Raw genomic sequence first — 20526 nt, forward strand, 5'->3', positions numbered from 1 at the left:
CGGTAGCGTGCAAGATCGATGGCGGACTTCAAGTTCGAACAGGACCTGGTGCGGGCACTGCTCCGGGAGCAGCACCCGGATCTCGCGAACCTCGAACTCCGCGACGTCGACGGCGGCTGGGACAACCAGCAGTGGCGGCTCGGGGACGAGCTGGCCGTGCGGATGCCGCGCACCGAACGCGCGCCCGGGCTGCTGGACACGGAGCGGAAGTGGTTGCCGGTCCTCGCGGAACGCCTGCCGTTGCCCACGCCCGTCCCGGTGCGCGCCGGCAAGCCGTCGAGCCTGTTCGAGCACACGTGGACGATCGCCTGCTGGGTGGACGGTGAACCGGCTGATCACGCGCCGATCACCCGCGACAATGCCGCCGAAGTCCTCGCGGAGTTCCTGAGCGCACTGCACGAACCGGCGCCCGCCGACGCGCCCGCCAACCCCACGCGCGGCGGCCCGCTAGCGGATTGGCCGCCCTTGGCCGGTATCTCCGATGGCGCACGGGAAGTCTGGGAGAAGGCCCTCGCGGCACCCGTCTTCCAGGGCGCGCCGATCTGGCTGCACGGCGACCTGCACCCGGCGAACGTGATCGTCCGGGACGGGACGCTCGCCGGGGTGATCGACTTCGGCGAGCTGTGCGCGGGTGATCCCGCGACCGACCTGTCCGCCGCCTGGCTTCTCCTGCCCGACGGCGCGGCGAGCCGGTTCTTCGACGCCTACGGAAAGGCCGACGAAGCGACCATCGCACGGGCCCGCGGCTGGGCCGTCCTGCGCGCACTCGGCCTGATCGAGGTCGGGCGGAACGGCAGGCTCGGTCTGCCAGGGGGCAAACCGAGCTGGGAATCGGCCGGGTACGCCACGCTCGACCGGGTGCTAGCGCAAGTCCCGTAGCTGATGGCGCAGCGGCCAGACGAACGGCAGGTACACCAGAAGCCCGAGGCCCACGCCGAGGAACAGTTGCAGCGCCGAGGGATCGGTCAGGAACCGCACCCCGAACATCACCGCGATCATCACCACGACCCCGAGCACCGGCCGCGACAACGCGAAGCCCAGCTGCCGCAGTGAAACCCCGGTCCGCCGCACCATCCACGCGAACGCGGGCAGGATCACCACCGCCGCCACCAGCGCGTGCAGGGCCGCCACCCCGGCGATCCCGTTCCACATCGCGCCGATCGGCAGCGCGACGACCAGCGAGCCGAACCACCCGACCTGCAACCACAAGCAGGTCCGCGAGCGGCCCAGCGCCACCAGGAAGTCGTAGCACAACTCGGCGAAAACCCGGACCACACCGAGGATCGCGAGGAACTGCACGACCGCCGCCGCGGCCGCCCACTTGCCGCCGTACAGGGTGGTGACCGCGGGCAGCGCCAGCACCCCCAAAGCCGCGCACACCGGCAAGGTCGGCACCGCCAGGATCACCGCGAGGCGCGTCAGTGCCTCACCACGCGAAGCCACCTCGTCCTGCACACGCGCGAACGCCGCCAGCGAAACCCGCCGCATCACCACGGAGAACGTGTTCACCGGCCAGCTCGAGAGATTGAACGCGACCACGTAGAAGCCCAGCGCGGTGACGTCCAGCAGCCTGCCGATCACCACGTAGTCCACGTTCAACATGGCAAAAACGACAAAGCTCGCCGCAGCCAGCGGCAGGCCGAACGCCAGCAGCTCCCGGGCCTGCCGCCGGTCGAAGCCCGGCCGCGGCCAGTAGTCCACCAGCTTGAGCAACATCAGCGCGGACAAGGCGTTGCCTGCCAGCTGCCCCCACGCCAGGCTCCACGCCCCGGCCCCGTTCAGCGCCAGCGTCACCGTCAGCCCGCAGGTGACCACCAGGTTCAGCAGGTCGGCCGCGAGCTGCGCGCCCTGCCGGAAGGCGCGGTTGACCAGCTGCACCGCGGTCGCGGTCGCCCCGTCGATCAACACCGAAACGCACAGCAGCCGCAGCACGCCGACGGCGTCCGGTGAGCCCATCGCCTCGGCGAACGCGGGCGCGCCGAACCAGCACCCGACGTACAGCAGCGCGCTGGACACCGTGGAAATCGTGGTGACCGTCGGCGCGATCGCGCGCGGATCGCCCTGCCACCGCACGATCGCCAGGCTCACGCCCAGTTCGTTCAGCGACAGCACGGCCTGCAACGCCACCAGCGCCACGGCGAACACGCCGAAGTCCTCCGGCGCCAGCAGCCTGGCCAGCAGCAGGGAGACGAAGAAGCCGCCGAACTTGCCGATCACCGTGTTCAGCAGGCTCAGCACCAGCGCCCGCTTCACCTTCGGCGGCGCTTCGTCCTGAGTGGTCATTCCGCTCCCGCCTTCAGGCTCGCCTTGAGCTTTTCGGTCCAGGTGACACGGCCGACCCTGGCGGGCGGCGGGTTCTCCGCGCGCGCGATGCGCAGCAGCGAACCGCACAGGCCGACGGAGAAGAAGCTGAGTCCGGCGATCACGCTGAAGCTCAGCAGGTCGAAGGTGGCCGCCGAGATCAACGCGATCAGCATCGCCGAGATCATCGCCCCGGCCAGGCTGCGCATCTCGCGGTTCCGGCTGATCACGCACACCCGCACCGCCGCGTACAGGCCGACCACGAACATGCCGACGAAGGTGACCAGCCCGATCCAGCCGGTCTCGATCAACGTCATCAGGTACTGGTTGTCCAGGATCAGGTACTTGTCCGGCAGGAAGGTGCCGAACCCGCGGCCGGACAACGGATGCAGCGCGATGTGCCGCCACGCCTCGTCGTAGTCGTCGGTGCGCGAGGTGACGCTCGGATCGGTGTCGATGTTGGCGAACAGCCCGTACAACGTGCCGAACAGGCCTGGCACCGCCAGCACCGCGGCCGACGCGAAGCCGAGCGACATGCCCGCGACGACCAGCCGTCGCCGCCCGCGCACGGTGGCGATCACCACCAGCAGCACCACCGCGAGGCTGAGGATTGCGGTGCGGGACAACGAAACCAGCGCGCCGCCACCGACCATGGCCAGGCACAGCGCCCACTTCCAGCGCGGTTCACCACGATCCATCGCGCGGAACAGGTAGTGCGCGGCGAACGGGATCGCCAGCGCGCAGACCACGCCGAACTCGATCGGATGGTTCGTGGTGCCGGACGGCCGCCGGAAGCTCGCGCGCTCCGGGTTGCTGTACTCCGAAGTGGCCTTCAGCCCGGGAAAGTTCAGGTACTGCGTGAGATCGAGGTCCAGGGCGAACTGGACCAGCCCGATGCCCGCGCAGATCGCGATCACGGTCACCAGCACCCGCAGCAGCCGGTTCAGCCTGTCCCGCACGGTCACCGTGTCGCAGACAAAAACGCCGATCGCGGTCATCGCGGTGATCCGGATCATGCCGCTGTCGGCCAGGTTCAGCTCGTCGTCGGGCAGGTGCCGCCGGGTCGCGACGCCGTAGGTGATCAGGTTCGCGGCCAGGAAGCAGGCGAGCGCGACCCGTGGTGCGTTGTGCCCCTTGGCCACGCCGAGCGTGTCGACCAGCTGGCTGCACAACCACAGCACGCCGAGCAGCGCGGCGAAGGCGATGGTCGGCGCCAGCGTCATCGGGATGCGCGAGAACACCAGGCGGGCCGGGATGATCAACAGCATCGCCAGGTAGATGCACACCAGCCCGGCGCCGTCGAGCCGCTTCCAGATCGGCTCGGGCCGGCCGACGAAGGGCGCGGTCTGCACGCCGGGTCCCGTCAGCGTCTTGGCTCGGACGGCAACGGACCGACGCTCGCGATGAACACGGTCGCGTCGTCGTCCGGCTGCCCGTTCTCCAGCCGCGGACGGGCGCGCGGTGGGGGTTCCGGTTCGTTCCTCTTGGCTTCGGCTTCTTCACGACGGCGCCGCATCGCGCGGGCCACGCTGTCGAAGGCGAAGGTGCCGGCCAGGGTCAGCAGCAGCGACAGCACCAGCGCGGCACCGGCGAACCGGATCTTGCCGCCGGTCAGCGGTTCCGGCTGGGTCGGCTGCACGAGTTCCTGCGCCTTGATGAAGGTGGACTCGGGCGCCTGCACCGCGCGCTGCCGGTTGTCCAGTTCGGTCCGCGCCCGTTCCAGCACACGCGCCACCAGGTCGCGGCTCTCCTGCTCGGAGGTGGTCTCGGTGGTGACGAACACGAACGGACCGTTGGTCTGGCCGTTGTTGGCCAGGTAGGTACTACCCGATTCCGGCCCGGCGCCGACCTGTTCCTTGGTCTGCGGGTCGTTGAGGATCTGCGAGACGATCTGCGCGGAGATCACCAGGCTGCCGTCGAAGGAGAGCAGCGGGTTGGTCAGCGAACCCTCGGTCGGGTCGGCGGTCACCTTGGCCCCGGTGGACGGCGCGGTCAGCACCAGCGTGCCGGACGAGCTGTAGCGCGTCGGGATCGAGAGATAGGTGAACGCGGTCAGCCCGAGCGCCACCGCGAGCGCGGGCAGTACCACGTACCACCGCCTGCGGGCGAGCTGAACGAATCCCCAGAAGTCCATCTACCCCTCCACGAGCCGGTCCTGGGGCGCCCAGGCGTCACTGGTGTAGTCGCCGCTCGCGGAGATTCGTTACCGCTGCTCAGGGGGCTGCGGCCGGGGTTGTTCAGTTGTTGCCTTGAATGTTGCCGATCACCATGTCGAGCACCTGATGCGCGGCCTCGCAGGGATCCTTCGTACCCACGTTCTTCTTCGACAAGGACACCGACGCCTCCACCGTGGACCGGTCCGACGTGCCCACGGCGACATGGCACTCGCCCTTGGTCATGGTTTCGTCCGTGGTGTCCCAAGCGACGGACGGGTAGCCACGAACGGGGGGCATTTCCTTGAAGAACTTGTACTGGTGGCCCTTCGCCCCGTAGATGGCGGTGAGGCCGTTGTCGGTGACCTTCGGGAACCGGACTGCGACGGACGCGGCCTGCGACCCATAGCTGTGCCACCTGCAGCCTGGGCCACTGCCGTCGTCCACGCTTTCGTTGATGTCAGTGCCGAGCAGGCCGTTGATCTGGGTGTCGGTGAGGAGCCCGCAAGGTTGCGCTTCCCGCCCACTGGTGTCGAGCGGATTGGTCACCGTCGGTGCGCCGTGACCGGGAACCTCTGCCGCTTCGCTGGATGGCGGTGCCGGTTCGATCGCGCCCGTGGTGGGCACGGTCGGCGTGCCGGGCACGTCGTTGCCTCCACAGCCGCTGAGCAGCAAAGCCAGGCAGGCTGCCCAGCACAAGTTCCGGGTGGGGTGGCGCATCTAGAGGGAACCTCCTTGCTTGCCGATCTCGTCACCGGCACTGGCCTCGGCCTCCGCGTACTGCCCGGCAGCGCTACGGAACTTCTCGGCCTGGGCCCGGCAGTAGTCCACCCGGTCCCGCAGCGCGGACAACAGCGCTTCCCCTGATTGACGCACCAGCTGGGCGTTGTCTCCCGAAGCGTATTCAGCACCCGGTCCCTCTACCCGCGCGAGTATGTCGGCATGCTCCATGTCCTCCACGTAGCCATCGGCCAGGTCGTCCCACTCTCGGGCGATGTCGATCAGCTGGTCGGGTTCGAACGAGTAACCGCCGGACGGAGCACCAGCCGAAGCGCCAGTGGCCTGTGCCAGTTTACCCAGTTCTCCGACGGCCTCGCCGAGCTGGTCCAGGAAGCCACCACTTCCGGGCGGTGTGTACCCCGGTGGCTGGTCAGGCGTGGTCAAGCTGGTCCCCTCCCCGAGGCCAACGGCAACCAAAGAGTCACCATCCGAACGCCGTGCGTAACTCGCCTTCGTAAATTACACCTTCATTCCCGGTCTTGTTCGCCGTTCAGCGCATCAGGGGGCTACGGCCGTGGCGAGCAGGTTGTCCCGGAATCTCGGCACCCGCAGCAGCGGCTTTCCCACGCGCATCAGCAGCCGGTCGGTCCGGCGGTTCGGCACGTGCGCGAACTCCCGCAGCTCCAGCTCGATGTCGGCGAAGCCGGCGCGCTCGATCTGCCAGCGCAGGTGCTCGGCCGAGTACTCCAGCACGTGCCCGCAACCCCGGTCGCCGGGAATGTCGAAGTGGTCGAAGATCGGCCGCCCCAGCGCCAGGTAGACGATGTTGCGCAACCGGTACAGGTTCGGCGTGGTGCAGATCAGGTGCCCGCCGGGGCGCAGCATCTCCCGCAGCCGCCGCAGCGCCACGTGGCCGGGCACCGGCAGGTGCTCGATCACCTCGGACAGCAGGATCACGTCGAACTTCCGGTCGCCGCCGCTTTCGTCCACGGCGAGGTTGAAGCGGAACGTCTCGATGCCCTGTTCGGCCAGCGTGGGGAAGCACGCGTCGGTGATGTCGGCGACGGTCGCGCGGTCGGCCCACAGGTGCCTGGCCATCGCGGCGAGCTGCCCACCGCCGACCTCCAGCACGTCCACCGGCTCGTCCGGGGCCAGCGCGGCGAACCGGTGCAGCACCGCCTCGTACCGGGTCTGGTACCGCGGGTAGTACTGCGGCTCCTCCTGCCAGCTCCCGGCGAGCACCACCTGGTCGAAGGCGCGGGCGAAGTCCTCGGATCCGAAGGCGCGCATGCTCAGTCCTGTCTCGTCGGGGAAACCGCGGCGGCACAGGCGCTCAACGCCGCGTGCCGGTTTTCGGGGGAGGTGCCGGACTTCGCGGAGATCATCACGGCCAGCGCGTCCGGGGCGAGGCGACCGGCGAAGTCCAGCGCGCCCGCCTCGTCGAGCGGGGTGGTGTCCCAGTAGGTGTGGCAGTACAGCGAATCCGACGGCACACGCGGAATGCTGCCGCCGAGCACCTCGTCGGCGAACACGCCGTAGAGAATGAACTCGGAGATGTGCAGCCGCCCGGTGAACAGGTCGAGCCAGCTCTTGCCGGTGACCTCCTGGATCCGGTTCTGCAACAGCCGGACCACGGCGGGTTCCCAGACGTTGAACGGGCTGACGTAGTCCGGCAGCGGCGGCCCCGCCGACGGCGGCAGGCCGAGCAGCTCGCGGGCGACGGCGTGCCAGCGCACGTGCCGCGGCATGCCGGAGTGCACCGCGTTCTCCGCGCGGAACAGACCGATCCGCCCGTTCACCGCGAAGCTGTCGGCCGTGGTGCGCCGGACCAGCACCACGTCGGAGTCCATCATCAGCACCGCACGGGCGTCGAACCGCGCGGCGGCGGCCAGTTTCACCGCCTGCTGCAACACCCAGCCGCGAACCGGCGGCCACGGTCGCCTGGCATTGAGCCAGATTCCGGGCTTCGGCGTGGCCAGGTACCGCTTCGGCAGCAGTTCGGGATAGGTCCAAATGCGACACCGATCGCCCTCGTACCGCGCGAACAACGCACGATCGGCCGGCGGCACCACCACGTAGTGCACCGCGTCGGTGTGGTCGAGCACGGACCGGTGCAGCGCTTCGAACAGCGGCGCGTCCGGCGCGTAACTCGGCGTCAGCACGGCAAAATCGGTCATCGAGCACATTCCCGTCTCAGTACGGCCTTCAGCGCGGCCCGGTGCCCGGCGTCGCGGAACCGCAGCAGTTCGTGAAGCACCACCAGCGAACGGAACACCGCGACCGCGCCGCGGCCGTGGTACTTGGCGAAGTACCGCACGCGGTTGACCGCGAGCAGCGCGGTGAGCGCGGGCCCGGAGCCCGAGCCGCCACCGCGATGGGTCACCGTGGCTTCGGGCACAAAAACCGTGCGCAGGCCGGTGGCCCGGACACGGCGGAAGAAGTCGACCTCTTCGGAGTAGAGCCAGAACCGTTCGTCCCAGTCCCCCACCAGTTCCCGGCAGCGGGCGGTGATCAACAGGGCCGCACCACAGGTCCATTCGGGATCGGCGGCGCCGGGCCGGTACGCGCTTTCGGCCCATTCCGTCTCGCTCCAGCCCGAAGGCAGCCACGCCGCGCGCCTGCCGAGCAGGGCGTCGACCAGCGCGCGACGCCGGGACGGCTCGAAGCGGCGCGACCGGGCCAGCGCCCCGTCCGCCTCCCTGAGCACCGGCACCGCCACGCCCACTCCCTCGTCCGCCGCGCGCACCAGCGCGTTCACCGACTCGCCATCCACAGTGGAATCCGGATTCAGCACCAGCACCGCGTCCCGCGCGCCGAGGTGGCGCCAGGCCACGTTGAGCGCGCCCGCGTAACCGAGATTGGCCCCGGTTTCGACCACGCGCGCACCCGCTTCCCTGGCCACCGCGACGGTGTCGTCACTGGAATCGTTGTCCACCACCACGGCTGGGAGTTCCGCTTCGGCGAGCCCCGCGAGCAACGCGGGAAGATCACGAGCACTGTTGTAGGTCACGATCACCGCAACCGGCATGCTCGGCTAATCGGGTCATTTCCGCGGCCCGTTACCGAAGGAGACCGATCCGAGACCTGGCGGCCGATAACGGCACAGGCCATTTAATCGATGCAACAGCCGGACGAAAGGCGCCGACTGGTGTATCTCACTACGCGGAACAGCCCATCGGTCACCGAAAAGCCGGTGACCGGCGGAAAGCTGCCATCGACGGTGTTCGCGCTGGGTTTTGTCAGCCTGCTCACCGACGTCTCCGCCGAAATGATCACCGCGTTCCTGCCGGTCTACCTGCTGTACACGCTGCAGCTCGGTTATGTCCAGTTCGGACTGCTCGACGGGCTGTACAACGGGGCGACGGCGATACTGCGGCTGTTCGGGGGCTTTGTCGCCGATCGCCTGCGCAAGCCGAAACTGGTCGCGATGGCCGGCTACGGCGCTTCGGCACTGGCCAAACTGGCGTTTCCGCTGGTCGGCGCCTCGGGCGCGGGAATCGGCGGGGTGCTCGCCTTCGACCGCGCGGGCAAGGGCCTGCGCACCGCGCCGCGCGACGCGCTGATCACCCTGTCCACCCCACCCGGACGCCTCGGCCGCGCATTCGGTGTGCACCGGGCGATGGACACGTTCGGCGCGTTGCTCGGCCCGTTGGTCACTTTCTGGATCTTGGTCGAACTGGGCACCGGCGCCCCTCCGGTTTTTGTGGTCAGTTTCTGCTTCGCCGTACTGGGCTGCATCGTGCTGGCGGCGTTCGTCCGCGAGCACGAACCACCCTCGCCGAAACCCGCGCGCTCACCGGTGTCGTGGCGCGCCTGCGCCGGGCTGCTGCGCGACCGCCGCATCCGGCGGATCACCGTCGCGGCCGGGCTGCTCGGCCTGGTCACCATCAGCGACGCCTTCGTTTTTGTGGTGCTGCAGAAGACCTCCGGGCTGCCGCTGGAACTGCTGCCCCTGCTGCCGCTGGGCACCGCGCTGGTGTTCCTCGCCGCCGCCGTGCCGATGGGACTGGCCGCCGACCGGTTCGGACGCTGGCCGGTGTTCTTCGCCGGGCACGTGGTGCTGCTCGGGGTGTACGCGGTGCTGCTGGTGCCGGGCGGTGGTTTCGGCGTCGCGATCGCCGCGCTGGCCGGGCACGGCCTGTTCTACGCGGCCACCGACGGTGTGCTGATGGCCTACGCGGGCCCGCTGGTGCCGGAGTCGCTGCGGGCCAGCGGGCTGGCCGTGGTCCAGACCGGACAGGCGGTGGCGCGCCTGGTCTCCTCGGTGGCCTTCGGTTTCCTGCTGGCCGCGATGACCACGCGTTCGGCGGTGTTGCTGGTGCTGATCGCCTTTGTGCTCGCACTGGCCGGGTCGGCGTTCCTTTTGAAACAGCGGAGGCCGGATGCGCTGGCTGCGTGAACACCGCGTGGTGGCGGGGATCGTGTCGATGGTGCTGGTGGTGCTGGCCGGTGGCGGGTACGTCCTGTGGACCTCGGCCACCGAGCGCGCGGGCGCCACGGCCGGTGCCGCCATCCCCGGTGACCTCCTGTTCATCGACCAGTCCGACGGCCGCGACGTGGTGCAGCGGGTGCCGATGTCCGATCCGGACGGTCCGCGGCAGGACACCGCCGAACGCTGCCAGCGGGTCTACTCGGCGGCGGGCACCACGGTGTGCCTGCGCCTGGCCGGGCCCGGCCCCAGCTACGAGGTGGCCGTGCTCGGCGCGGACGGCCGCGTCCTGCGCACCCTCGGCCTGGCGGGCATCCCCAACCGCGCCAGGGTCTCCGAATCCGGGCAAATCGTCTCGTGGACCTCGTTCGTCACCGGTGACTCGTACGCTGTGCCCGGTGGTTTTTCCACCCGCACCGGCGTGCTCGACCTGCGCACGGGCGTGCTCGTCGAGTCCCTTGAGGACTTCGCCACCACGGTGGCCGGGGAACCGCTGCTCTCGGCGGACCGCAATTACTGGGGCGTGACCGTCGCCGGTGATGACCGCACCTTCTACGCGACGGTTTCTTCCCAGAACCGGACCTGGTTGGTGAAAGGCGATCTGATCACCAGAACCATGCGGGAAGTGCGTCCCGGGCCCGAATGCCCGTCACTTTCACCCGATGGCACCAAGGTGGCATACAAAAAGCGGGTCGGGCGCTTCGGCCAATGGGAGCTGGCGGTACTCGATCTGACCAGTCACCACGAGCAGCCACTGCCCGGCACCACCGGAATCGACGACCAGGCGGTCTGGCTGGACAACACCCGATTGGCCTATGGACGAGTTCCGGGGGACGGTCGGAAATCTTCCGTCTTCGCCGTTCCGGCCGATGGTTCGGCGCCGCCGGAACTGCTGGTCGCCGAAGCTTCATCGCCAGTTCCATTGCGGTGAACGAAAAGCTGTAACGTTTCCCCGGCCGGGTCGACTAAATTCCACGCGGCCCCGATCACCTCCGCGGCCGCGCAATTCCCAACTCCCCGGAATTCGAGGCGGCGTGCATGACTGCTGAGCTGGTCAGCGTTCGAACCAGGCAGGAAACGGTAACGGTCGGTGTGCTGGAAATAGCGCCGGTGACCGAAACCGGTCTCGTCGACCTCGTCGACCTCGCGTGGACCCGCGGGGACGGCGGCTGGATCGTCACCGCGAACGTCGACATCGCCCGCGCGGTCACCCGCCGTCCCGAACTGGCCGGGCTGATCGCCAAGGCCGACCTGGTCGTCGCCGACGGCATGCCGCTGGTCTGGGCCGCGCGGCTGGCCGGCGACCACCTCCCCGAACGCGTCACCGGTTCCTCGCTGGTGTTCTCGCTGTCCGCCGCGGCGGCCGCCGCCGGTCGCTCCATCTACCTGCTCGGCGGTGAGCCGGGTGTGCCGGAGGCCGCCGCCGACGCGCTGAGCGCCCGCTACCCGGAACTGAAGGTGGCCGGTACGCACTCGCCGCCGTTCGGCTTCGAACGCGACCCCGCCGAGCTGGCCGAGGTGATCGACAGGGTCCGCTCGGCGAACCCCGACCTGGTGCTGGTCGGGCTCGGTTTTCCCAAGCAGGAGCTGCTGATCGAGCAGTTGCGCGAGGTGCACCCGGAGGCCTGGTACGTCGGCTGCGGAGCGGGCATCCCGATGGCCGCCGGTGAGTTCAGCCGGGCACCCGAGCGGTTGCAGCGCTGGGGCGGCGAGTGGCTGCACCGGCTGGCGCTGGAGCCGAAGCGGCTGGCCCGCCGGTACTTCGTCGACGACGCGCCGTTCGCCCTGCGCCTGCTGTCGGGCGCCATCGTCCGGCGGGTGAGGAGATGACCGAACCGCTCGCCGTGGTGGTCGTGACCTACCACAGCGCGGACGTGCTGCCCGAGTGCCTGCGATCGGTCCGGGTCGCGCTGGATGGCATCGAGAACGCCCGGATCATCGTGGTGGACAACAACTCCGGCGACAACACGCTCGAGGTGGCCGCGGCCGCCTGCCCGGAGGCCGAGATCGTCCGGCTGCCCGGCAACCTCGGTTTCGCGGCCGGGGTCAACGCCGGGATCACCGCGGCCGGTGGCGCCCACGTGCTGGTGCTCAACCCGGACATCCGCCTCGAACCGGGCGCCATCAAGGCCATGCGGGACGCGCTGGAGGTGCCGGGCACCGGCATCGCCGTCCCGTTGCTGCTGGACCGGATCGGCCGTCCGGCGTTCTCGTTGCGCCGCAAGCCGACCGCCCTGCGCGCACTGGGCGAAGCCCTGCTCGGCGGCACCAGGGCCGGGCTGGTCCCGGCCTTCGGTGAACTCGTCGTCCGGCACAGCCGCTACCGCGAACCGGGCACGGCGGACTGGGCGACCGGCGCCGCGTGGCTGGTGTCGCGGGAGTGCCTGGCCGCGACCGGCCGCCTCGAAGAGCGCTACTTCCTCTACTCCGAGGAAACCGAGTACATGCTGCGTGCTGGCGACGCGGGCTTCGCGGTCCGCTTCGAGCCACGCGCCGCGGCGACCCACCTCGGCGGCGAGCAGTCGACTTCGCCCGAACTCTGGTCGCTGGCGACGACGAACCGGGTCCGCCTGCGGCGCCAGCGCGCCGGGCGGCTCGCGGCACTGGCGATGTGGTTCGCGGTGGTGCTCAACGAACTGCTGCGGGTCCGCCGCGGCCCGAAGCACCGGCTCGCGCTGCGCGAGCTGGTCCGCTGGCGGCGCTGGCCGTCGCCCCCGGGCGGGGACGTCGGTTACGTCTGCTTCTCCGCGCAGGACTGGTGGTACCACAACAAGGCCCATTCGGACTTCCAGCTGATGCGCGCGGTCGCCGAGCGCCGGAAGGTGCTGGTGGTCAACAGCATCGGCATGCGCATGCCGTCGCCGGGGCGCAGCACGCAGGTGACCAGGAAGATCCTGCGGAAGCTGCGCAGCGTGGCGATGCTGGTCCGGCGGCCGCTGCCGGACCTGCCGAACTTCCACGTGATGTCGCCGCTGCCGCTGCCGTTCTACGGTTCACCGCTGCTGCGCCGGATCAACTCCTTCGTGGTGCGGGCGCAGGTGCGGGCGGTGAGCCTGGCGCTGGGCCTGCGGCGGCCGGTGATCATGGTGACCATTCCGACCGCGTGGGACGTGGTGCGCCCGATGTCCCGGCGTTCGCTGGTGTACAACCGGTCGGACCGCCACTCCGACTTCCCCGAGTCGGACCGGGCGGTCATCCAGGAGCTGGAACGCGGGTTGCTCGGCGGCGCCGACACCGTGCTCTACGTCAGCCAGGCCCTGATGGACGAGGAGCGGGAGCTGACCGGCGAGCGCGCCCACTTCCTCGACCACGGGGTGGACCTCGACCACTTCCGGGCGCGGCCGGTGTCCGAGCAGCCGGCCGATCTGCGCCGCATCCCGGGTCCCCGGATCGGGTTCTTCGGCGCGCTGGACGAGTTCGTGGTCGACTTCGAACTGCTCGAGCGCGTGGCCGCCGAGCTGCCGGAAGCCTCGCTCGTGCTGATCGGCGACTCGGGCCACCCGATGGACCGCTTCGACAAGTACCCGAACGTGTACTGGCTGGGATTCCGTTCGTACGAAACGATTCCCGCGTACGGCTCCGGCTTCGACGTCGCACTCATGCCCTGGCAGGACACCCCATGGATTCACCATTCGAACCCCATCAAGCTCAAGGAATATCTTGCGCTCGGGCTGCCCGTGGTCAGCACGGAGTTCGCCGAACTGGCGAAGTACGAGGGCCGCGTTCGCGTGGCGCCGGGCCACGCCCGGTTCGTCGAAGCGGTCCGCGAGACCCTGCACCGGGGCGGCACCCGCACCCCGGAGCAGCTGCGGGCCTCGGTCGCCGACTACTCGTGGCACTCCCGTGCCGCGGCGCTCACCGCGATCACCGAGACGGCCCGGCGCTGACCCGCGAGGGCAAGCTGCTGGTGGCCCTGATCGGCCTCAGCGTGCTCGCCCTCGCCCTGCTGGTCGTCTAGCTACTTGCGGATCTCCATCGTGCAGCACTTGGGGCCGCCGCCCGCCTTGCGCAGTTCCGAGATGTCCACGTAAACCGGTTCGTAGCCGCGTTCGGTGAGGCGTGCGCCCAGCTCGGTGGCCTCGACCGGCAGCACCACGTTCCGGCCGTCGGAGACCGCGTTGAGGCCGAAGCATTCGGCATCGGCGGCGGTGGCTTCGACGGCGTCCGGGAAGAGACGGCGCAGCACGCGCAGGGAGCCCGCAGAGAAGGCCGCCGGGTAGTAGGCGACCTGCGCGGGGGTGCTGTCGGTCGCCTCCGAGAGCACAAAGAGCGCGGTGTCCAGGTGGTAGAACTTCGGGTCGACCAACCGCAGCGAGACCACCGGCACCCCCAGCGCCTCCTGCGCTTCGCCGTGGGCCTCGGGATCGGTGCGGAAGCCGGTGCCGGCCAGCAGCAGGCGCCCGGTCCAGGCGAAGTCGCCCTCCGCCTCGTTGATCTTGGACGGCATGGTCAGGTCGCGGTAGCCGTGTTCGACGAACCAGCGGCGGAAGTGCTCGGCCTCGGCGGCCCGCTGCGGCGCGCGGAAGCGCGAGCCGAGCACGCGGCCGTCGATCACCGTGCCGGAGTTCGCCGAGAAGACCATGTCCGGCAGCCCGGGCTGCGGGGTGATCTCCTCCACGGTGTGGCCGAGGCGGCGGTAGGTGTCCCGCAGCTCGCGCCACTGCTCGACGGCGCGTTCGGCGCTCGCCGGCTTGCTCGGGTCCATCCAGGGGTTGATCGAGTACTCGACCGCGAAGTAACGCGGTTCGCACATGAGGTACCGGCGCGTGGTCGGGACCCGCACCGCCTGATCGACAACCGTCATAGCGCCAAGGTAAGGGTGACCTGACTGTGCAAGCAATCGCCGTTCCTTGCGCATATTCGTGCTAAACATTGCGAATGAACACCATCGACCAGCGGATCGTTTCGTGTCTGGTGACCAACGCGCGATCCAGCTACGCCGAGATCGGCAAGGTGGTCGGGCTGTCCGCGCCGGCGGTCAAGCGCCGCGTCGACCGGCTGCTGGAAACCGGGGTGCTCAAGGGGTTCACCGCGGTGGTGAACCCGGAGGCGCTCGGCTGGGGCACCGAGGCCTTCGTCGAGGTGCACTGCCAGGGCAACATCGCGCCGGCCCGCATCCGCGCCCGCCTCGAACCGCTGCCGGAGGTGGTCGCCGCCTACACGGTGACCGGTGCCGCCGACGCCATCGTGCACCTGCGCGCCGGCGACATCCACCAGCTGGAGACCGCGCTCGAACGCCTGCGCGGACTGGAGATCGTCGACCGGACCGTGTCCACCGTGGTGTTGTCGAGGCTGCTGGAGCGCCCGCCCAATCCGGGCGCATGATGGACCGATGATCCGCAGCGAGAAGCACGGAAAGGTCACCGTGCTCACCATCGACGCCCCGGACACCCGCAACGCCCTCACCCTGGACCTTTCCGCGCACTTGGCGGCCGAGGTCGCCCGCGCGGAAGCCGACGAAGGCGTCCACGCCGTGGTGGTCACCGGCACCCCGCCCGCTTTTTGCGCAGGTGCCGATCTCTCCGCGCTGGGTGAGGCGAAGGAAGCGGGACTGCGGGCGATCTACGAGGGCTTTCTCTCGGTGGCCAGGTGCAAACTGCCGACGATCGCCGCGGTCGGCGGGGCCGCCGTCGGCGCCGGGCTCAACCTGGCACTGGCCGCCGACGTCCGCCTGGCCGGTCCGCGCGCGAAGTTCGTCGCCCGCTTCCTCGAACTCGGGCTGCACCCGGGTGGCGGAATGACCTGGATGCTCCAGCGGGCGGTCGGCAGGCAGCGCGCGATCGCGATGACGTTGTTCGGCGAGGTGCTCGACGCGGCCGCCGCCGAGGCCGCCCGTCTCACCATGCGGACGATCGACGGGGACCACGGAAAACTCGTCGAAGCCGCTCTGGCGCTCGCCGCGCCGGCCACCGAGGCACCCCGCGAACTCGTCATCGCGACAAAGGCATCGATGCGCGCGACGGCCGCCGAACCGGACCACGAGGCCGCGGTCAACATCGAGATAGCGCCCCAACTGGAGTCTTTGGCGTCACCGGAGTTCGCCGAGCGATTGAGCGCGCTCCATTCGCGCATTAGTCGCGGTATAGGCCCTGGCGCTATCAAGTAGTCGGGTGACCCGGCACACGCGGGGCTACCGCCGGTACCTGTTACCATGAGTCACAGGTAAGTCGGCTCACACCACGAGATACACCAGAAGCTCTCCAAGTAGCCTTGAGGTAGAGGCGGCATTGTGAGATCCCCGGTGCTAGGCACTGCCAGTCGGGAGAGAGGGAATCCCTGACCCATGAGCACGAGTGCGAACGGCAACGGCGCAGACGCACTGACCGCGCTGTCGCCGTCAAGGCAGACCGAGATCAGCAAGCTGGACCGGGTGGTCATCCGCTTCGCCGGTGACTCCGGTGACGGCATGCAGCTGACCGGGGACAGGTTCACCTCGGAGGCGGCCGCCTTCGGCAACGACCTGTCCACCATGCCGAACTTCCCGGCCGAGATCCGCGCGCCACAGGGCACCATTCCCGGCGTCTCCAGCTTCCAGGTGCACTTCGCCGACTACGACATCCTGACCCCGGGCGACCGGCCGGACGTGCTGGTGGCGATGAATCCCGCCGCGCTCAAGGCCAACCTCGCCGACGTCCCACATGGCGGGACGGTCATCGTGAACACCGACGAGTTCTCCGGCCGCAACATGAGCAAGGTCGGCTTCGACGGCAACCCGCTCGAGGACGAGACCCTGGCGCCGTTCCAGGTGCACAAGGTGGCCATGTCCACGCTCACCCGCGGCGCGCTGGAGGAGACCGGCCTGTCGAAGAAGGACGCCGAACGCGCGAAGAACATGTTCGCGCTCGGGCTGCTGTCCTGGATGTACCACCGGCCCACCGAGGGCACCGAGCGCTTCCTGCGCGAGAAGTTCGCCAAGAAGCCGGACATCGCCGAGGCGAACATCCTCGCCTTCCGCGCCGGCTGGAACTACGGCGAGACCACCGAGTCCTTCGCGACCACCTTCGAGGTCGCCCCGGCCAAGCTGGCGCGCGGCACCTACCGCCAGATCACCGGCAACACCGCGCTGGCCTACGGGCTGGTCGCCGCCGGGCAGCGGTCCGGGCTGCCGATCCTGCTCGGCACCTACCCGATCACCCCGGCTTCGGACGTGCTCCACGAGCTGTCCAAGCACAAGAACTTCGGCATCCTGACCTTCCAGGCCGAGGACGAGATCGCCGGGATCGGCGCCGCGCTCGGCGCCTCCTACGGCGGTGCGCTCGGGGTCACCTCCACCTCCGGTCCCGGCGTCGCGCTCAAGTCGGAGACCATCGGCCTCGGGGTGATGACCGAGCTGCCGCTGGTGGTCATCGACGTGCAGCGCGGTGGCCCGTCCACCGGCCTGCCGACCAAAACCGAGCAGGCCGACCTGCTGCAGGCGCTCTACGGCCGCAACGGCGAGAGCCCGGTGCCGGTCCTCGCGCCGCAGACCCCGGCCGACTGCTTCGACGCCGCCATCGAGGCCACCCGGATCGCGCTGAAGTACCGCACGCCGGTGCTGCTGCTTTCCGACGGTGCCATCGCCAACGGCAGTGAGCCGTGGCTGATCCCGGACGTGGACAGCCTGCCCGACCTCAAGGTCGAGTTCGCCGGCGAGCCGAACGCCACCGACGGGTCCGGCGAGTTCTGGCCCTACGTCCGAGATCCCGAGACGCTCGCCCGCGCGTGGGCGATCCCCGGCACGGCCGGGCTGCAGCACCGCATCGGCGGGCTGGAGAAGGCCGACGGCACCGGGCACATCTCCTACGACCCGGACAACCACGACAAGATGGTCCGCCTGCGCCAGGCCAAGATCGACGGCATCGACGTGCCGGACCTGGTGGTGGACGACCCGAGCGGCGGCAAGGCCAGGGTGCTCGCGATCGGCTGGGGCTCCACCTACGGCCCGATCGGCGCGGCCTGCCGCCGGGTGCGACGGCAGGGGCTGCCGATCGCGCAGGCGCACCTGCGCCACCTGAACCCGTTGCCGGGCAATCTCGGCGACATCCTGAACTCCTACGACACCGTGGTGCTGCCGGAGATGAACCTCGGCCAGCTGGCCACGGTGCTCCGCGCCAAGTACCTGGTCGACGTGCACTCCTACACCAAGGTCGCCGGACTGCCGTTCAAGGCGGAGGAACTGCAGGGCGTCTTCACCGACATCATCAAGGGGGTCGAGGCCAAATGACCGCGATCGATCTGGGGCTGCCCACACTCGGCGGCCTCGACGGCGTGCCGACCACCGACGAGCCGCAGAAGGCCAAGGACTACAAGAGCGACCAGGAAGTCCGCTGGTGCCCCGGCTGCGGTGACTACGTGGTGCTCAACGCCGTGCAGTCGTTCCTGCCGACGCTGGGTCTCAAGCGAGAGAACATCGTGTTCATCTCGGGCATCGGCTGCTCGTCGCGCTTCCCGTACTACCTGAACACCTACGGCATGCACTCGATCCACGGGCGCGCGCCGGCCATCGCCACCGGGCTGGCCACCACCCGGCCGGACCTGTCGGTGTGGGTGGTGACCGGGGACGGCGACGCGCTGTCCATCGGCGGCAACCACCTGATCCACGCCCTGCGCCGCAACGTGAACCTGAAGATCCTGCTGTTCAACAACCGGATCTACGGGCTGACCAAGGGGCAGTACTCGCCGACCTCCGGGCCGGGCATGGTCACCAAGTCCACCCCGATGGGCAGCCTGGACACCCCGTTCAACCCGCTGTCGCTGGCGATCGGCGCGGAGGCCTCGTTCGTCGGCCGCGCGCTGGACTCCGATCGCAAGGGGCTGACCGAGGTGCTGCAGGCCGCGGCCGAGCACCGCGGTTCGGCGTTGGTGGAGATCTACCAGAACTGCCCGATCTTCAACGACGGCGCGTTCGAGGTGCTCAAGGACAAGGACGAGGCGCAGCGCAGGCTGATCCCGCTGAAGGCCGGTGAGCCGATCCGGTTCGGGCCGGAGAACGAGTTCGGCGTGACGCGCGGTGGCTGGGGCGGCCTGGAAGTGGCCAAGGTCAGCGAGATCGGCGAGGACAACCTGGTCGTGCACGATCCGTCCATTGAGGACACTTCGTACGCGTTCGCGTTGTCGCGGATCGGTGACCAGAACCTGAACCACACGCCGATCGGCATCCTGCGCCAGGTGGCCCGGCCCACCTACGACGACCAGGCCCGCACCCAGGTGGAGCAGGCCGCGGCGACGAAGAAGCCGGACCTGCAGTCCCTGCTGCACGGCAAGGACACCTGGACCGTGGCTTAGCTTCCGGTCAGCCGAGCGGGCGGAACCCGACCCGCTCGGCATCGGTCGCGCTGCGGAACCAGACCTCGGCGACCATGCGCGGGAACTGCGGTGAATCCTCGGTGCAGTAACGCAGGGCGGTCACGCTGGCCTTGACGGTGAACTCGTCCGAGGGGCGGCCACCGCCCGGTTTCGGCATGGCCGAGCCGGGGCCGAAGGGCCCGACCGGCACCGAAACCTCGGGCACGAACTCCCGCGCGGGCGGGGCTTCCGGAATGCTGCCGTTGGCCCCGGCCGGCACCGCGGGCTCGAACAGCGAGCCGCTGTTCTGCCCCTGCTCGGGCGCGGGCTCGCGACGCTCGACCTGACGGACCGACGGCTCGATCGGCTGGGGCGGATCGAACCCACCCGGCGGCGCCTGCCGGGGCTGGCGCTTGGGCAGCACCTGGGTGCGCTCGGCGGCCAGCTCCTCTTCGTAGGAGGGCTCGGCCTCGTTGTCACCAAAGGCGTACGCGGGCGGTTCTTCATCGGCGGGCGCCGGAGTGAAGAGACTGCCGGGGCGCTCCTCGTCCAGGATGCCGCTGCCGTTGTAGTAGACGGTCTCCTCGGCCTTGCGCTGCTCGCGGGAGAACCAGCTCTGCTCCACGGATTCGTGGGTGGGTTCTTCCTGGCGGGCGTGGCGCGCCTCTTCGGCGGGCTCGTCTTCGTAGTGCGAACGCAGGTCGATGTCCGACTGGATGGGCTCCGGATCGATCGCGGGCTGGTAGGTAGTGCTCGACTCGTCGCCCGAGGCGGTCTCTTCCAAGGCGGCCTCGTTGTAGGGCCGCTCTTGCTCGTAGGCCCGCTCTTCGCCGTACGGCCGCTCTTGTTCGTACGACCGCTCTTGCTCGTAGGCCTGTTCCGGCTCGCCCTCGAACCCCTGCCCAGCTTGGTACGCCTGCTCGGGTTCGTACGCCTGCTCAGGCTGGTGAGCCTGCTCGACCCCGTAGTCCTGCCCATCCCGGTGAGCCTGCTCCGGCTCGTAGTCCGCCCCACCCAGACGGGCCGCCAGTTCCGGCTCGTAGTCCTGGCCAGCCCGGAGCGCCTGCTCCGGCTCAAAGCCTTGCCCAGCCAAGCGTGCCTGTTCCGGCTCGTAAGCCTGCCCAGGCTGGTGAGCCCGCTCAGGCTCATAAGCGTGCCCAGCCCGGAGCGCCTGGTCTGCCTCATAGGCCTGCCCGCCCATACGGGCCTGGTCGGGCTCATAAACTTGCCCAGCCCGAGGCTCCTGTCCCGGCTCGAAGATCTGGGTGTGCTCAGGCTGGGGGTCGAACGTGCGCGACGGCGCGATCGCCTCCGTCCGCTCGGGCTCGAAACCCCGCGGCGGCTCCGGCTCGAACGCGGGCTGGTACGAAGTGGCCGCGGCGGCGGGCCCCGGGTCGAAGGTGCGCGTCGGCTCGCGCTCGGCCATCGGCTCCGGCGTGAACTGGCGGGTCGGCTCGCGCGGCGCCGCCTCGGCGGCGGTCAGCCGTCGCTGCAGCTCCTTGACCTGCTTGCGCGCGGGCAGGACGAGCAGCAGAACGGACAGCAGCACCCCGATCGCGAACGCCGCCACGCTCCACAGCCAGACCTGCGTGAAAATGGACATCTCCGCCGCGTCCCTCCTTCCGGCCCCCTCGGTTGAGTGACGGGACCGGGCAGCCT

The 20526-nt window shown here is 69.6% G+C and carries 19 protein-coding genes; 9 read left to right on the forward strand and 10 right to left on the reverse strand.

The annotated features are described in order from the left end of the window. Positions 1-18 precede the first annotated feature (18 nt). A complete protein-coding gene (locus YIM_RS44735) occupies positions 19-879 on the forward strand; it encodes an aminoglycoside phosphotransferase family protein (protein WP_153036107.1) in 861 nt (286 codons plus the stop codon). Here YIM_RS44735 and YIM_RS44740 read toward each other — a convergent pair. The 8 genes from YIM_RS44740 to YIM_RS44775 all read right to left on the reverse strand — a co-directional run bounded on the left by YIM_RS44740 (position 862) and on the right by YIM_RS44775 (position 8202). Continuing rightward, complete coding sequence (locus YIM_RS44740) at positions 862-2283, reverse strand: lipopolysaccharide biosynthesis protein (protein WP_153036108.1); 1422 nt, start codon at positions 2281-2283, stop codon at positions 862-864. The two genes, YIM_RS44735 and YIM_RS44740, sit on opposite strands and share 18 nt — an antisense overlap. Further along, the gene (locus YIM_RS44745) at positions 2280-3653 is read right to left on the reverse strand and encodes an O-antigen ligase (protein ID WP_153036109.1); all 1374 of its coding nucleotides are present in this window, start codon (positions 3651-3653) and stop codon (positions 2280-2282) included. Before YIM_RS44745 ends, YIM_RS44740 begins: the two co-directional genes overlap by 4 nt. Positions 3654-3664: 11 nt before the next feature. Next, complete coding sequence (locus YIM_RS44750; RefSeq protein WP_153036110.1) at positions 3665-4435, reverse strand: hypothetical protein; 771 nt, start codon at positions 4433-4435, stop codon at positions 3665-3667. Positions 4436-4538: 103 nt separating this feature from the next. After that, the gene (locus YIM_RS44755) at positions 4539-5174 is read right to left on the reverse strand and encodes a DUF3558 domain-containing protein (RefSeq protein ID WP_153036111.1); all 636 of its coding nucleotides are present in this window, start codon (positions 5172-5174) and stop codon (positions 4539-4541) included. Next, positions 5175-5618, reverse strand: coding sequence for a hypothetical protein (locus YIM_RS44760; protein ID WP_153036112.1), 444 nt, complete (start codon positions 5616-5618; stop codon positions 5175-5177). Between the two features lie 114 nt (positions 5619-5732). Beyond that, positions 5733-6464 carry a class I SAM-dependent methyltransferase gene (locus YIM_RS44765; protein WP_153036113.1) on the reverse strand — a complete coding sequence of 244 codons (732 nt, stop codon included), beginning with the start codon at positions 6462-6464 and terminating at the stop codon, positions 5733-5735. A gap of 2 nt (positions 6465-6466) precedes the next feature. Beyond that, on the reverse strand, positions 6467-7351 hold the full coding sequence (locus YIM_RS44770; protein ID WP_153036114.1) for a DUF6492 family protein: 885 nt from the start codon (positions 7349-7351) through the stop codon (positions 6467-6469). Beyond that, positions 7348-8202 carry a glycosyltransferase family 2 protein gene (locus YIM_RS44775; RefSeq protein ID WP_153036115.1) on the reverse strand — a complete coding sequence of 285 codons (855 nt, stop codon included), beginning with the start codon at positions 8200-8202 and terminating at the stop codon, positions 7348-7350. Before YIM_RS44775 ends, YIM_RS44770 begins: the two co-directional genes overlap by 4 nt. Before the next feature lie 120 nt (positions 8203-8322). On the opposite strand from YIM_RS44775, the gene YIM_RS44780 reads away from it, so the two are divergent. The 4 genes from YIM_RS44780 (at position 8323) to YIM_RS44795 (ending at position 13490) form a co-directional block, all read left to right on the forward strand. Continuing rightward, complete coding sequence (locus YIM_RS44780) at positions 8323-9573, forward strand: MFS transporter (RefSeq protein WP_370468931.1); 1251 nt, start codon at positions 8323-8325, stop codon at positions 9571-9573. Next, positions 9557-10534, forward strand: a complete 978-nt coding sequence (locus YIM_RS44785) for a hypothetical protein (RefSeq protein ID WP_153036117.1) — start codon at positions 9557-9559, stop codon at positions 10532-10534. The genes YIM_RS44780 and YIM_RS44785 overlap by 17 nt, the downstream gene beginning before the upstream one ends. Before the next feature lie 179 nt (positions 10535-10713). After that, complete coding sequence (locus tag YIM_RS44790; protein ID WP_228004404.1) at positions 10714-11433, forward strand: WecB/TagA/CpsF family glycosyltransferase; 720 nt, start codon at positions 10714-10716, stop codon at positions 11431-11433. Then, positions 11430-13490, forward strand: a complete 2061-nt coding sequence (locus YIM_RS44795) for a glycosyltransferase (RefSeq protein WP_153036119.1) — start codon at positions 11430-11432, stop codon at positions 13488-13490. Before YIM_RS44790 ends, YIM_RS44795 begins: the two co-directional genes overlap by 4 nt. 71 nt (positions 13491-13561) lie before the next feature. Here the strand turns inward: YIM_RS44795 and ddaH are convergent, their stop codons facing one another. After that, complete coding sequence (gene ddaH, locus YIM_RS44800) at positions 13562-14407, reverse strand: dimethylargininase (protein WP_194239957.1); 846 nt, start codon at positions 14405-14407, stop codon at positions 13562-13564. A gap of 74 nt (positions 14408-14481) precedes the next feature. Between ddaH and YIM_RS44805 the strand changes: the two genes are divergently transcribed. The 4 genes from YIM_RS44805 to YIM_RS44820 all read left to right on the forward strand — a co-directional run bounded on the left by YIM_RS44805 (position 14482) and on the right by YIM_RS44820 (position 18867). Beyond that, complete coding sequence (locus YIM_RS44805; RefSeq protein ID WP_113695776.1) at positions 14482-14928, forward strand: Lrp/AsnC family transcriptional regulator; 447 nt, start codon at positions 14482-14484, stop codon at positions 14926-14928. Positions 14929-14935: 7 nt separating this feature from the next. Continuing rightward, positions 14936-15709, forward strand: a complete 774-nt coding sequence (locus YIM_RS44810; protein ID WP_153036120.1) for an enoyl-CoA hydratase — start codon at positions 14936-14938, stop codon at positions 15707-15709. 177 nt (positions 15710-15886) lie between these two features. Then, positions 15887-17806: a 2-oxoacid:acceptor oxidoreductase subunit alpha gene (locus YIM_RS44815; RefSeq protein WP_153036121.1), complete on the forward strand. Its 1920-nt coding sequence runs from the start codon at positions 15887-15889 to the stop codon at positions 17804-17806. Further along, positions 17803-18867, forward strand: coding sequence for a 2-oxoacid:ferredoxin oxidoreductase subunit beta (locus YIM_RS44820; protein ID WP_153036122.1), 1065 nt, complete (start codon positions 17803-17805; stop codon positions 18865-18867). Before YIM_RS44815 ends, YIM_RS44820 begins: the two co-directional genes overlap by 4 nt. Positions 18868-18874: 7 nt before the next feature. On the opposite strand, the gene YIM_RS49545 is transcribed toward YIM_RS44820, so the two are convergent. After that, on the reverse strand, positions 18875-20470 hold the full coding sequence (locus YIM_RS49545; protein WP_228004405.1) for a hypothetical protein: 1596 nt from the start codon (positions 20468-20470) through the stop codon (positions 18875-18877). Positions 20471-20526 lie beyond the last annotated feature (56 nt).

Source organism: Amycolatopsis sp. YIM 10 (genome assembly GCF_009429145.1).
In the GTDB taxonomy this organism is placed as follows: Bacteria; Actinomycetota; Actinomycetes; order Mycobacteriales; family Pseudonocardiaceae; genus Amycolatopsis.

Excerpts from the sequence above, each read along its gene's own strand:
- YIM_RS44735 (WP_153036107.1), top strand. The coding sequence starts at position 19 with ATGGCGGACTTCAAGTTCGAACAGGACCTGGTGCGGGCACTGCTCCGG.
- YIM_RS44740 (WP_153036108.1), bottom strand. The coding sequence starts at position 2,283 with ATGACCACTCAGGACGAAGCGCCGCCGAAGGTGAAGCGGGCGCTGGTG.
- YIM_RS44750 (WP_153036110.1), bottom strand. The coding sequence starts at position 4,435 with ATGGACTTCTGGGGATTCGTTCAGCTCGCCCGCAGGCGGTGGTACGTG.
- YIM_RS44755 (WP_153036111.1), bottom strand. The coding sequence starts at position 5,174 with ATGCGCCACCCCACCCGGAACTTGTGCTGGGCAGCCTGCCTGGCTTTG.
- YIM_RS44765 (WP_153036113.1), bottom strand. The coding sequence starts at position 6,464 with ATGCGCGCCTTCGGATCCGAGGACTTCGCCCGCGCCTTCGACCAGGTG.
- YIM_RS44770 (WP_153036114.1), bottom strand. The coding sequence starts at position 7,351 with ATGACCGATTTTGCCGTGCTGACGCCGAGTTACGCGCCGGACGCGCCG.
- YIM_RS44775 (WP_153036115.1), bottom strand. The coding sequence starts at position 8,202 with ATGCCGGTTGCGGTGATCGTGACCTACAACAGTGCTCGTGATCTTCCC.
- YIM_RS44785 (WP_153036117.1), top strand. The coding sequence starts at position 9,557 with ATGCGCTGGCTGCGTGAACACCGCGTGGTGGCGGGGATCGTGTCGATG.
- YIM_RS44795 (WP_153036119.1), top strand. The coding sequence starts at position 11,430 with ATGACCGAACCGCTCGCCGTGGTGGTCGTGACCTACCACAGCGCGGAC.
- ddaH (WP_194239957.1), bottom strand. The coding sequence starts at position 14,407 with ATGACGGTTGTCGATCAGGCGGTGCGGGTCCCGACCACGCGCCGGTAC.
- YIM_RS44805 (WP_113695776.1), top strand. The coding sequence starts at position 14,482 with ATGAACACCATCGACCAGCGGATCGTTTCGTGTCTGGTGACCAACGCG.
- YIM_RS44810 (WP_153036120.1), top strand. The coding sequence starts at position 14,936 with ATGATCCGCAGCGAGAAGCACGGAAAGGTCACCGTGCTCACCATCGAC.
- YIM_RS44815 (WP_153036121.1), top strand. The coding sequence starts at position 15,887 with ATGAGCACGAGTGCGAACGGCAACGGCGCAGACGCACTGACCGCGCTG.
- YIM_RS44820 (WP_153036122.1), top strand. The coding sequence starts at position 17,803 with ATGACCGCGATCGATCTGGGGCTGCCCACACTCGGCGGCCTCGACGGC.
- YIM_RS49545 (WP_228004405.1), bottom strand. The coding sequence starts at position 20,470 with ATGTCCATTTTCACGCAGGTCTGGCTGTGGAGCGTGGCGGCGTTCGCG.